This is a genomic window from Posidoniimonas polymericola (assembly GCF_007859935.1).
Lineage (GTDB): Bacteria > Planctomycetota > Planctomycetia > Pirellulales > Lacipirellulaceae > Posidoniimonas > Posidoniimonas polymericola.
The window spans coordinates 588,884-601,058 of the sequence record NZ_SJPO01000001.1; the positions used below are offsets into that span (position 1 = coordinate 588,884).

The following is a 12,175-nucleotide window of genomic DNA, read 5'->3' on the forward strand; positions in this document are numbered from 1 at the left end:
CGGAAAGGGGAAAGGCGAAGGGAGAGCTTGCTGGGGGCACGCCCTGCAAGGGGGTAGTGAACAGTTCAGGGCGCCGGGGGCGCTCCGCGATAGCGGAAGCCCCCGACTGTCGTGGAAACTCGGCCAGTGCATCGCGGGGGCTTCCCTGCGGGAGCGCCCCCGGCGCCCTGGTGGCTTACTTCTGGTTGTTGTTTGAGTTTGAGCCGGTCGCGACGCCGCCGGTGCCCAAGTGGATGGTCATCGTCGCATCCATGCCGGGCAGCAGGACCCACTCGCCGTTGCGGGTGCGGTTGGAGATCTCGGCGCGGACGATGAAGCGTTGGCTCTCGTCGCCTCTGCGGAGCACCGGGTTGTACGACACGATCCGGCCGGTCGCCTTCTCGACACCGTTGGTCGCCTTGGCGGTGATGGTCACCTCGCAGCCCTTTACCTCGGCCGGCGAGAGCTTACCGAGCGGCACGAGGCCCTCGACCCGCAGCGTGTCCATCCGCACGAGCTGCAGGATCGGGTCGCCGGGGTTCACCCACTCCTGCTGGTGGCGGTAGACCTTGGTGACCTCGCCGTCGAACGGCGAGCGGACCGTGCGGCGTTCGATCTGCAAGTCCGCGGCCTCGACTTCGCCCTTGGCGACGTACGCCTCGAGCAGGGCCAGTTTCAGGTCGTTGGTGGCCTTTTCGATGGCCAGCATGGCCCGTTCGGCCTCGAGCTTCGCCTTGCGATACTGCGGGTCGGAGATCGCCTTCTCAAAATTCGCCCGCACACCCTCGACCTCTTCGAGTTCGGCCTGGGCGACCTCTTGGGCCTTGCGGGAGTACTTGATCTCGATGTCGTCGTTGGCGCGTTTCACCGCGGCGTGGTACTTGTAGGTCGCGACCTTCTTCTCCATCTCCTGCATGCGGGTGTCGATCTTGGCGATGACATCCTCGGACTTGACGCGGGCGCCTTCTTTCATGCCCTGGAAGATCAGCACGCCGGCCTCGGGCGCCGGCAGCTCGATCGTGTCGACCAGATCGACCGTGCAGTTGCCGATCTGGTGGCTGTCGGCGTTGAGCTGCCGCGCCGGCGGCTGGTCGGCCGGCAGGCGGTAGCCCTGCGCCGAGGCGCCGCTCGCGGCCAGCCATGAACCGAGCAGCAGCGGGCCGGCCAGCGTTAGGGCGAGCAGGTTGCGGTGGGGGGAAAGGGGCATAGCGTGCCTCGCGATGCGTAGGTGGGCCGCGGGTGCGGCTGGTTATTGATTTATACGGGCGGGGGGCCCGGCTGTTACGCCGGGCCGAGCCACCCACTGGTGTGAGGTTAGAACCGGAACAGGATCTCGGACTGGATGGTGTCGTAGAGGTCGTGCAGCCAGTAGTAGAAGAACGACCGCTCGCCGCAATACACATTGGCTTTGACGACGGCGTCGATCTTGGGGTCGGGCATCAGCTCGCGGAATTTCTCTTGGTCGAACGCGACCCGCAGCCGCACCACGTTGCCCTCGTCGCCGCGGCTCTCGGAGGTCTCGTCGACTTCGACCACGCGGCCCTCCAGCTCGTCCTCGGGCTTCGAGGCCGGGATGAACACCACCTTCATCGGCTCGCCGGCGGCCTGGGTCTCCTTCCAGGTGCGGGTGACGTGGCCCATCTTCTTCTCGGGCATCAGGATCTCGACCTCCCAGTCCCCGTCGGGGTTGGCGATCTCCATCACCGCCGCGCCCTGCTGCACCGGCCGGCCGGGCGGGAACTGATCGCTCAGCTTCCACTTCACGACCTGACCCGCCATCGGGCTCTTGATTGTCAGCAGCTGCTGCTTCTCGCGGAGGATCTTCAATTGCTCTCCGAGCGACTTGATCTCGCGATTAACCTGCACCTGTTCGGCGTCCCGCTGGGCGCGGTCCTCGTCGTCCTCGCGGCGGGCGTCCGAGGGGCGGTAGAGCGATTCCCGCCGCGCGTTGGCCTGGTCGAGCTTGCCGAGCACGTCGGCCACCTCGGAGTCGAGCTCCAGGCTGCGGAGCTTCATCAGCGGCTGCCCCGCCTGGACCTGGTCGTTGTTGTCGACCAGCAGCTCGTCGACCTCGCCGTTGATGCGGGCGAAGACCGGCTTCTGCTCCACCGGCTGCAAGCGGCCCTCGCCGTCGAGCTTGAAGTCGACCGGCGTCAGCGTGCCGGCCGCGATGCCGCCGGCAATCAGGGCGATGACCGCCACGGTCTTGGGGAGCGTGCGGCCGCGGAACAGGCCGGTCGCCTTGCCGAGGGTCTTCCACAGCGGCATCAAGAACAGCGTGCTGTGCTCCAGCGCGTTGCCGATCGCCGTGACGCTGTGCCCACGCACCACGTCGACCCGTTGGCGGTAGCCGTCCGGGATGGTGCTGTCGACCAGCTGCTCGACGATCAACGCGCCGAGCACCTTGGGCGGGCCTTTGCGTTTCGCCTTCTCGTCGGGCGGCAGGTCCTCGTCCTCGGTCTCGACCAAGGGGAGGATCGCCATGTTCTTGGTGTTCGACTCGTCGACGTAGGCGTCGATTGCCTTCTCGACCTGCGGCGCCAGGCCGGCGCCGTCGCCGCTGAACCAGACGTCCTCGCCCGTCTTGCAGACCGCCTTGGCGACCTTGGTGAGCAGCGTGGCGATGTTCGATCGCTTGTCGAACACGTCCTGGCCGCTGATCGCCTCGAGTGTGACGCGGCTGCCGTGCTTGACCGCCACGGTGACGCGGTCGCAGCCGATCAGCCGCCGGCCCTCGTTGGCGATGGTAAAGGCGGCCTCGCTGACGTCGAGCGTCTGGTGGGCGGTGCGGGTGAACGACTCGAGCTGCTCCCACAGGGTCTGCTTCTCGGACAGGTGGGCCAGGCGGCGGCCGCGGAGGTAGTCGCCCGCGAGGTCGCAGGTCTGCAGCAGGAAGCGGAGGTAGCCGCGCTTGGTCGCCTCGCCGGCGCCGGGCCGCTGGAACACCTCGACAATGCCCTGCACGCCCTGGTCGTTGTGCACGGGCGCCATGACCAGCAGGAAGTCGGTCGGGTTGGCGGGGCCGTGCTCGTCCGAGTCGCCGCCGCCGGCGGCGCCGGAGTGCGGAGCCACCAGCTTCCCCTCGGGCTCCTGCAGCACCTGGGTCAGCAGCCGGCCGTGCTGCTCCTGGCCAATCGGGTTGTCGACCAGGCCGGTGTCGCGGAGGTTGATCTGATAGGCGAGCTGCAGCACGCCCGAATCCGACAGCGTCCACACCGCGCCGCCGCTAGCGGCCAGCGCCGCGACGACCTTGTTGAGGAAATTGTCGTAGAACTGCTGCGGCGAGGAGCCCGACTTCGAGAGCTCGGTGATCTGCTGCAGGATGCCCTGGATCTCCCGCTTGGCGCGCTGGACAGCGTCGTCCGACGGGCTCTGCGTCGAACCTTGCGAAGGGCCCTGGGACGAGCCCTGCGATGGGGCGGGGCGGGGGGCTGAGGAGAATTCGGACATGCCTGCTGCTTGACGTCGGGGCAGGCGGGGCCTGCGGTGGGACTGGCGTATTCGTATAAGTGTATCGCAAGGCTCGGTTTGCGCGCCTTGCGGGGCGCTGCCGGGGCCGACTCAGCCGGGGTTTGTGTCTGCCCAGACCGCACAGCCGTTGCAGTCGCTCTGAGCTGCCTAGTCGGGGTTGCTGCGGCGGCCTGCGGTCGGTCGGGGCGGGCGACCCATCGCGGTGACCCGTTGGGGCGACCCGTTGATGCGTCACAGCGGGGCGATCTGCTGTCTGGTACGACGCTCGGGCCAATCTGTTTCTCTAAATGCGCCCCAACCTGGACCTTAAAGCTAAGTGAAGGATATACTTACGGGCTCCTTTTGCTGAAACCGTGAGCGTTTCACCGTCTGCCGTCCGAGTCGCCCGCCGACTCGATTCGCCTGTCGTTCGGGTCGATCCGAACACAGGGGCAGGCGACTGACAAAAGCGAAGCGTCGGACAACCACCCTTGAGCCGCCTTAGCACGGGCAAACCCGGCGGCCTGCAAAGATCCCTAGTTTTTTATGGCGAAAGAGAAAGAAGAGGCCCTCGAAGTCGAAGGCACAGTTACTCAAGCGTTGGCCAACACACGGTTCCGCGTCGAAATCGACGGGGGGCACATGGTGCAGGCTCACGTTGCCGGCCGGATGCGGAAGCACTTTATCCGCATCGTGCCCGGGGACCGTGTCCGAGTCGAGCTCTCTCCTTACGACCTCACCAAAGGTCGGATCACCTACCGCGAGCGGTAAACCGCGGTATTCTAACAGCTGGCGAACCGAATTGACCCAGCAGGCGAATAAAGTTCTCGAGATCTCCAGAAGTTTCGACGAGCTCGCCGTAGGTCTACGCTTGGGCGGCGAGAATCTCGTCCCGGTTCGCCCCAAGGCGCCTCCGCCGGCGGCCGTACCGGGCTATGTTTTGAGAGTCGCCGCGTACAAACCGACAGCCGCGCCGTAGAAAATTCACCGCGGGGCCGGCGCCACAGCCCTGGGCGACGCGACCCCTTCATGGAACCAACTGGCCACCGATGGCCATCCCAACATTATTTGAATCAAGGAGCTCTGCCGTGCTTCACCCCTGTCAACGTCGCGCCGTGATGTCGGTGCTCCTGATGCCCGTCCTAATGGCCGCGGCCTGCCTGGTCGCCCCGCAGGTCCTGGCTCAGCCGGGCGCCGTGCAAGAAGACACCCTCACCATCGATGAGCCGGCGGCCGGAGCCCCGGCGACCGTCGCCGCGGTGTCGGTCTCGAGCTACCAGAAGCTGCTGGACGACGTCGGCTACCTCGGCGGCCTGGTCGAGATGCCCCAGGCCTCGCAGATGGTCGAGGGCATGATCGCCATGTTCACCCAGGGTCAGGGCCTGGTCGGGCTCGACAAGGACCGCCCGTGGGGACTGCTGGTGCAGAGCTCCGGTCAGGACTTCTCGCCGCTGGTCTGCCTGCCGATCAACGACCTCGAAGGCCTGCTGGCGCTGGGCGTCAACGCCGGCATCACCACCGACGACATGGGCGACGGCGTGAAGAGCGTCTCGGCCCAGGGCCAGACCTACTACATCAAGAGCAGCGGCGAGTGGGCCTACGCGGCGCAGCGGGCCGACCAGCTCGCCTACCTGCCGGAGAGCCCGGCCGACATGCTCGGCGAGCTCGTCAACCAGTACGACATCGGCGTCAAGCTGATGGCGCAGAACGTCCCGCCGATGTTCAAGCAGATTGCCGTCGGGCAGCTGCGGCAGGGCATGCAGGAAGGGCTGGACCGCCGCCCCGACGAGACCGACGCCCAGTTCGAGGCCCGCAGCAAGCTGGCCGAGGCCAACATCGAGAACATCGAGCAGCTGATCAACGACCTCGACCAGGCGGTGATCGGCATCTCGATCAACCCGGACGGCGGCGGCCTGATGATCGACTTCCGCGGCACCGCGGTCGCCGGCACCAAGCTGGCCGACCAGCTCGCCATCTACCAGGCGTCGGGCACCAAGCTGGCCGGCTTCCTGGCGGAGGACGCGTCGCTGTCGTTCGCGACCGCCTACTCGATCCCCGCGGACGTGCTGCCGCGGGTTGTCGAGGAGTACGAGCGGCAGATGGCCACCGCCCGCACCGCGCTGACCCAGATGCTCGAGGAGGCCGACCTGCCGAACGACGAAGTGCGTGAGACGCTCAACTCCGCCCTGGAGGACGTGCTGGCCTGCGCCGAGGCGATGGTCAAGTCGGGCGAGGTCGACATGGTCGGCAACATCCAGCTGAAGATGGGCGGCGCGTCGGCCATCGCCGGCCTCCGTACGCCGGAGCCCGAGAAGATTGACGCCGCGCTGAAGAAGGTCGCCGCGCTCGCCGAGGGCGACCCCAACTTCCCCGGCATCAACTGGGCCGCCGAGACCCACGAGGGCGTCACCCTGCACACGCTGAGCGTGCCGGTCGACGACCCCCAGGCCCAGGACGTGCTGGGCGGGCAGGTCAACGTCGCGGTCGGCATCGGCCCGGACGCGGCCTACTTCTGGCTCGGCCCCGACGGGGTCGCCGCCCTCAAGCAGGCGATCACCAATTCGGCCAGCGGGACCAAGGACGTCAAGCCGGTCCAGATGTCGATGTCGCTGGCCCAGGTGATGGAGTTCGCCGCCGCCGTGGCCGAGGCCTCCGGTGAGGACGCCGCCGCCCCCCAGATGCTGGCCCAGCTCCTCAAGGACGCCGACAGCAGCCAGATCAACGTCACTGTGGACGGCGAGCCCAACGGCATGCGGTACCGGGTGAAGGTCGACGAGGGCGTGCTCAAGGCGATCGGCAAGACCGGCGCCGAGATGCAGCGGGCCCAAATGCAGTAGGCCCAAATCCAGTTGGCCCTGTTGCCACGGCTGGGCGACCCCGGCAACGAATCCAAAGCGGCGCCGGGCTACCGGCGCCGCTCTTTTCTTACCCCAACGCTTCTCCCGCACAACGGAACGACAAGATGAGCGCTGCCTCGCTGGTCCTGACCATCATCGGCGCCGACCGCCCCGGCCTGGTCGAGTCGATCGCCCAGACCGTCGCCGATCACGAGGGCAACTGGCTCGAGAGCCGCATGGCCCACCTGGCCGGGCAGTTCGCCGGCATCCTCCGCGTGGAGATCGCGGCCGACCGCGCCGAGTCGCTGACCGCCGCCCTCAAGTCGCTGACCGACGCCGGCCTCGAGTCGGTCGTGCTGACCGACGTCTCACCGGCCGCCGAGTACGCGACGCCCGTTGTCCTGCTCGACCTGGTCGGGCAGGACCGCCCCGGCATCGTACGGCAGATCAGCCGCGTGCTGGCCGCCTCGGGCGTGAATGTCGAGGAGCTCTCAACGCAGCGGACCTCGGCGCCCAACACGGGCCAGATGCTGTTCCAGGCCAAGGCCCGGCTGCGGATGCCGCCGGGGCTGTCGCAGCAGCAGCTCCGCGATTCGCTCGAGGGCGTGGCCGGCGACCTGATGGTCGACGTGTCGCTGGCGAGCGAGGAGTAGTGCTCGCTGACTTCGCTCTGCCGGTCAGCCGGCCAGGCCGGCCTCGATCCGCTGCATGTACTCGATGCTTTGGCGGGCGATCGCCTCGGGGCTCGGCTCGTACTTGAACACCTCGACCGAGACCCAGCCGTCGTAGTCGGTGTCCTGGAGGGCGGCGAAGATTGGTTCGAACTCGACCTCGCCCATCCCCGGGCCCAGCAGGTTGGGGTCGTTGGCGTGGAAGTGGGCGGTCCACGCGGCGTTGTCGCGGATGATGTCGGCGATCGGCTTGCCCTCGCTCGCCATCGCCTTGACGTCCAGGTGCAGGCGGCACCACGGCGAGTCGACCAGCTGCGCGAGCGTCACCCCCGACTCGGCGGTGAGCATGAAGTCGCCTTCGGCGGGGCCGAGCGGCTCGAGGGCGAGGGTCACCTCGTGCTCGCCGAAGACGGGCATCGCCTCGCGGAGAACGCTAGCGGCGATCTCTTCGGCCTGCTCGTAGCCGACGCCCGGCAGCAGGTTGCGCTGCTGGGGCGAGCCGAGCACCAGCACCTTGCCGCCAAGCTGGCCGCACAGCTCGGCGAGTTCTTTCAGGTAGTCGGTGGTCGCCTGCTGCACGGCCGGGTCCGGGCTGGTCAGGTAGAAGCCCTCGGTCTTGGCCAAGAGCCAGTGCAGGCCGACCACCTCGAGCCCGGCGTCGGCGGCGATCCGCTTGACCTCCGCTCGGCGCCCGGGGGGGACGTTCCGCACGTCCGACACCGTGGCGCCCGGCATCAGCGTAAATGGGGCGATCTCGATGCCGGTGTAGCCAAGTTCGCGGGTCGTGGCGAAGGCCTGCTCGAACGGCTGGTCGCCGAAGGTTTCGTTGCAGAGGGCGTATTTCATGCGGTCGTGGCCCGGTCGGGAATTTCGTCGGGAATTTCGTCGGCGGAGTCGCTGGAGGAGGGCGTCGCGGCGATTCGGATGCCCGGCGGAGCCGAGCGCACAGATGAGCGCTAATTGCCCCTCCGCCGCGCGGCAGTTAGGCTGGGGATTTTCGGCATTCTACCGCAGCCCGGATCCCGCGGATACATCCCATGAGTCTGACCTCCCCGACCGCCGTCGACACCATCGTGCACGGCGATTGCCTGGAGCGGTTGCGCGAGCAACCCAACAACTCGGTCGACATGGTGTTCGCGGACCCGCCGTTCAACATCGGCTTCGAGTACGACCAGTACCACGACGACCACGCCGACGACGACTACATCGCCTGGTGCCGCGACTGGATGAGCGAGCTGCACCGGGTGCTGAAGCCGGGCGGCGCGTTCTGGCTGGCCATCGGCGACGAGTTCGCCGCCGACCTGCGGGTCGAGGCCCACCGCAACATCGGCTTCGAGCCCCGCAACTGGGTGGTCTGGTACTACACGTTCGGCCAGAACTGCAAGCGGAAGTTCAACCGCTCGCACGTGCACATCTTCCACTTCACCAAGGAAGGGGACGCCACGCACACCTTCAACGCCGAAGACCCCAAGGTCCGCGTCCCCTCGGCCCGCGCCCTGGTGTACGGCGACAAACGCGCCAACCCGACCGGCCGGCTGCCGGACGACACCTGGATCCTCCGCCCGCAGGACCTGCGTGAGGAGCCCGAGGCGTTCCAGCCGATGGACGACACCTGGTACTTCAGCCGGGTCGCCGGCACGTTCAAAGAGCGGCAGGGATTCCACGGCTGTCAGATGCCCGAGCAGCTGCTGGGCCGCATCGTGCGGATCAGCAGCGACCCGGGCGACCTGGTGCTCGACCCGTTCAGCGGCAGCGGCACCACGCTGGCGGTCGCCAAGAAGCTGGGACGGCGGTGGCTCGGCTTCGAGCTTTCCGAGGAGTACGTCCGCTACGCCACCGAGCGGATCGACAACATCGCCGAGGGGGACGAGCTGAGCGGCCCCTCCGACCCGGTCAGCAGCGCCCCGACCACCGCCGCCGGGCGGAGACTCAAGGACCATCCGCTGCTGCCGACCTTCGAGAAGGACGACTTTGAGCCCGAGCTCAAGGAGGCCGCCGGGGCCGAGGAGATCGAAGAGTCAGCGGCGCCGGTCGCGGGCGACCTCGCCACGGCGGCCGCGGACGCGGCGGCGGACGCTGTGATCTCGGCCGCGGGCAGCGCCCAGCAGCCGGTCGCCGCGCCGCGCAAGCAGAAGTCGCTCCGCGAGCTGCAGCAGCAGGTCATCGTCGACGCGTTCCACGACACCCACGACGGCTACTCGGTCGACTGGCTGCTCTGCTCTCCCGAGCTGCAGAACGCCTTCCACGCCCGCTGCCGCGAGTCCGGCATGATCGGCCGCGCCGGCGACTGGAACCGCGAGTTGCTGAAGCTCCGCAAGGCGGGCAAGCTGACCCGCCGCGACGAAGAAAAGCACGGCTGGCAGAAGAAGGTCGAGTTCGGCCCCGAGCAGCGCGACGAGTTCGCCTTCGCCGGCGAGATCGCCTGGGCCGAGATGGAGCGGAAGTTCCCCGGCTGGTCACTCGACGCGTTGCTCTGCTCGCCGGGCAAGGCGTACCTGTTCGACCGCACCGCCGCCAAATACGTCAAAGGCTACGACGCCGCCGAGCTCCGCTGGGCCGCGCTGCGGCTCCGCAAGGCCCGCCACGCCCTAGCGGTTGAGGCCAAGCAGTACCACTTTGTGCTCGAGAAAAAGGAATTCCCCCGCTTCCAGCCGTGGGGCCGGTTCCGGGCCGACCACCTAGACGAGCAGCCCGGCCTGTACCTGCTGCGGAACAAGGCCAAGGAGGCCCTCTACTTGGGCGAGACCCTCGACCTTGGTCGCCGGCTCGCGGCGCACGCCGCGGCGACCTCGCCCGGCCGGGCTGTGACCCAGGTCGGCGTTATTCTCTCGGAGGATCTGCCAAGCGACGATTACCGGGAGCTGCTGTGGACGCACCTGATTGGGCGGCACAACCCGCGGCTGAATATCCCGGCCATCGAGGTAACACTCGAGTAGCGGCGGAGTGCCGAAGAATCCTCACGAAAAGTGAGAATTGGCGGATGAAATTGTTTGTCTGCCTAGGTGGGCGATCGCTTGTTGCTTGCAGCTCGTCGGCAGCGTACCCTCTCTCTTGGTCCGCTTCTCTTGTTGCCGAGGATGATTGATGCAAACTAGGCTTGTGTTCGGTGTTGTTGTCGCCCTCCTGCCCGCGATTGCAGGCGCCGAATCCTGGCCGACCTGGCGCGGACCCAACGCCAACGCGGTCGCCCCGGCGGGCAAGTACCCCACCGAGCTCAACGACCAAACCAAGGCCTGGGAGGTCGAGCTGCCGGGCGTCGGCAGCTCGACGCCGGTGGTCTGGGGCGACGCCATCTACCTGACCGCGTCGCAGGACGACCAGGAGCTAGTCTGCAGCTACACGCTCGACGGCAAGCAGCGGTGGCAGGTCGCGCTGCCGGGCGCCGCCCAGGCAAAGCACCGCAACGCCACGCCGAGCAACCCGTCGGCGGTCTGCGACGGCGAGCACGTCGTGGCGTACTTCAAGAGCGGCGATGTCATCTGCCTGACGACCGACGGGCGCGAGCTGTGGCGGAAAAACCTGCAGGAAGCGTACGGCGACGACTCATTGTGGTGGGACCTGGGCACCTCGCCGGTGATCACCTCGGCGGGGGCTGTGATCGCCGTTATGCAGAATGAAATCGGCTACCTCGTGACACTCGATCTAGAAACCGGCCAGGAGTTGTGGAGGGTGGACCGAACGTACCCCCGCCCGAGCGAGTCCGATCAGGCGTACACCACGCCGACGGTCATTCAAGATGGCGGCGCCGAGGTCATTGTCACCTGGGGCGCCGACCACCTTACGGGGCACGACGCGGCCTCGGGCGCGTTGCTGTGGGAGTGCGGCGGCTTCAACCCGGAGGACAAGGGCCAGTGGCGGGTGATCGCCTCAGCAACCATCGCCGACGGGGTTGCATACGTCCCTCACGGGCGCGGCGATTTCCTGGGGGCGGTGCGGGTAGTCGGTCCGCACGACGCGACCGAGCAAGAGCGGTGGTTGTGGCGGGTAGACGGCGTCGGATCCGACGTGCCGTCGCCGTTAATTGAAGCGGGCAAGATCTTTATTCTGAAAGACTCGGGAGTCTTGTGCTGTGTGGACGCGGCCAGCGGCCAAACCAGGTGGGAAGAACGGCTGCCCCGCAGCCGCCGCCGCTACTTCAGCTCGCCGCTGCTGGCCGGTGGCGTGCTGTACTGCGTCAGGGAAGACGGCGCCGTGGTGTCGGCGTCGGTCGATGAGGGATACCGATTTTTGTCAGAAACTTTCCTGGGCGACGACTCGGTCGCGACCCCAACCCCGATCGACGGGGGACTCCTGTTTAGAACCCGCACCAAGCTCATTCGCTTTCAGGCGAATTAGTAGGTGACTAACGATAAACCAAGCCTGCTATTCGACTTCCGCACATCTCGACAAATTGGCGCCTAAAACGCGCGGTATCATTGTTGGTAGAGGGGCTCCCTCTCACGAGTGTCGCGCCTCGAGGGCGCCCTGCAGTCCCCGTCGTTTTGAATTGCAGTATACGCCGTTGTCAGTCTTATCTGCCTGCCGTATATCAGTGGAGCGGGGCCCGTTGCCGGCTGCTAAGTGGGGCGTCAATCCCCACTTCCTGGATGGCTTTTGTAGTCGATTCGCTGGAGGTCGTTTGTGACCCACGCTGCTCTCACTGTTTGCTTGGTCGACGATGACGCCGCCGTCTTGAAGGTGACCCGCGAGGTGCTTCTGGGTGGCGGGTATCAGGTGCGCTGCTTCCAGTCGGCGGCGGAGTACCTAGAAGACTCCTCTCCAAACGATGACTGTGTCGTTACCGACCTCAACATGCCGGGCATCGGCGGCGCCGAGCTCCTCAAGCGGATCCACGAACTCGACCCAACGCTGCCGGTGATCGTGCTGACCGGGTTTGCCGACGTCGCGACCGCCGTGAAACTGATGGAACGCGGCGTCGTGACGCTGGTCGAAAAGCCGTGCAGCTCGATCGACCTGCTCGCCGCGGTGGCGAAGGCGATTTCCGATGGCGAGCACCGCCGTTACCGCCGCGACCAGGCCCACGACGTCATGAACCGGCTGGCCCAGCTCAATGACGAGGAGCTGGCGGTGATGAAAGGAGTCGTGCGTGGCTTCTCGAACAAGGTGTTGGCCGGACGGCTTGAGATGAGCGCCCGCACGCTCGACCGCCGGCGGCACTCGGTCTTCGAGAAGATGGGCGCCGAGTCGCCTGCCGAGCTCGCCGCGCTCGCCGAGCGGTTCGACCTGTTCAAGGATTGA

9 protein-coding genes are annotated in these 12,175 nt (G+C 67.0%); 6 read left to right on the forward strand and 3 right to left on the reverse strand.

Annotated elements, in window-relative coordinates; all coding sequences use genetic code 11:
• Window positions 1-175 precede the first annotated feature (175 nt).
• Window positions 176-1,186 (reverse strand): HlyD family secretion protein, encoded by a 1,011-nt coding sequence (locus Pla123a_RS02400; RefSeq protein WP_146583926.1) that lies wholly within the window; start codon window positions 1,184-1,186, stop codon window positions 176-178.
• A gap of 107 nt (window positions 1,187-1,293) precedes the next feature.
• Window positions 1,294-3,429, reverse strand: coding sequence for an HlyD family secretion protein (locus tag Pla123a_RS02405; protein WP_146583927.1), 2,136 nt, complete (start codon window positions 3,427-3,429; stop codon window positions 1,294-1,296).
• A 546-nt stretch (window positions 3,430-3,975) separates the two neighbouring features.
• Here Pla123a_RS02405 and infA point away from each other — a divergent pair.
• The 3 genes from infA (at window position 3,976) to Pla123a_RS02420 (ending at window position 6,919) form a co-directional block, all read left to right on the forward strand.
• A complete protein-coding gene (infA, locus tag Pla123a_RS02410) occupies window positions 3,976-4,200 on the forward strand; it encodes a translation initiation factor IF-1 (RefSeq protein WP_146568605.1) in 225 nt (74 codons plus the stop codon).
• A 317-nt stretch (window positions 4,201-4,517) separates the two neighbouring features.
• The gene (locus Pla123a_RS02415; RefSeq protein WP_146583928.1) at window positions 4,518-6,266 is read left to right on the forward strand and encodes a hypothetical protein; all 1,749 of its coding nucleotides are present in this window, start codon (window positions 4,518-4,520) and stop codon (window positions 6,264-6,266) included.
• 125 nt (window positions 6,267-6,391) lie between these two features.
• Complete coding sequence (locus tag Pla123a_RS02420) at window positions 6,392-6,919, forward strand: glycine cleavage system protein R (protein ID WP_146583929.1); 528 nt, start codon at window positions 6,392-6,394, stop codon at window positions 6,917-6,919.
• A 24-nt stretch (window positions 6,920-6,943) separates the two neighbouring features.
• Here Pla123a_RS02420 and Pla123a_RS02425 read toward each other — a convergent pair whose 3' ends face one another.
• Window positions 6,944-7,783 (reverse strand): sugar phosphate isomerase/epimerase family protein, encoded by an 840-nt coding sequence (locus tag Pla123a_RS02425; RefSeq protein ID WP_146583930.1) that lies wholly within the window; start codon window positions 7,781-7,783, stop codon window positions 6,944-6,946.
• 191 nt (window positions 7,784-7,974) lie between these two features.
• Between Pla123a_RS02425 and Pla123a_RS24430 the strand changes: the two genes are divergently transcribed.
• The 3 genes from Pla123a_RS24430 (at window position 7,975) to Pla123a_RS02445 (ending at window position 12,175) form a co-directional block, all read left to right on the forward strand.
• Window positions 7,975-9,873 carry a DNA methyltransferase gene (locus Pla123a_RS24430; RefSeq protein ID WP_197527601.1) on the forward strand — a complete coding sequence of 633 codons (1,899 nt, stop codon included), beginning with the start codon at window positions 7,975-7,977 and terminating at the stop codon, window positions 9,871-9,873.
• Between the two features lie 148 nt (window positions 9,874-10,021).
• Window positions 10,022-11,272, forward strand: coding sequence for a PQQ-binding-like beta-propeller repeat protein (locus Pla123a_RS02440; protein WP_146583931.1), 1,251 nt, complete (start codon window positions 10,022-10,024; stop codon window positions 11,270-11,272).
• 285 nt (window positions 11,273-11,557) lie between these two features.
• Complete coding sequence (locus Pla123a_RS02445; RefSeq protein WP_146583932.1) at window positions 11,558-12,175, forward strand: response regulator transcription factor; 618 nt, start codon at window positions 11,558-11,560, stop codon at window positions 12,173-12,175.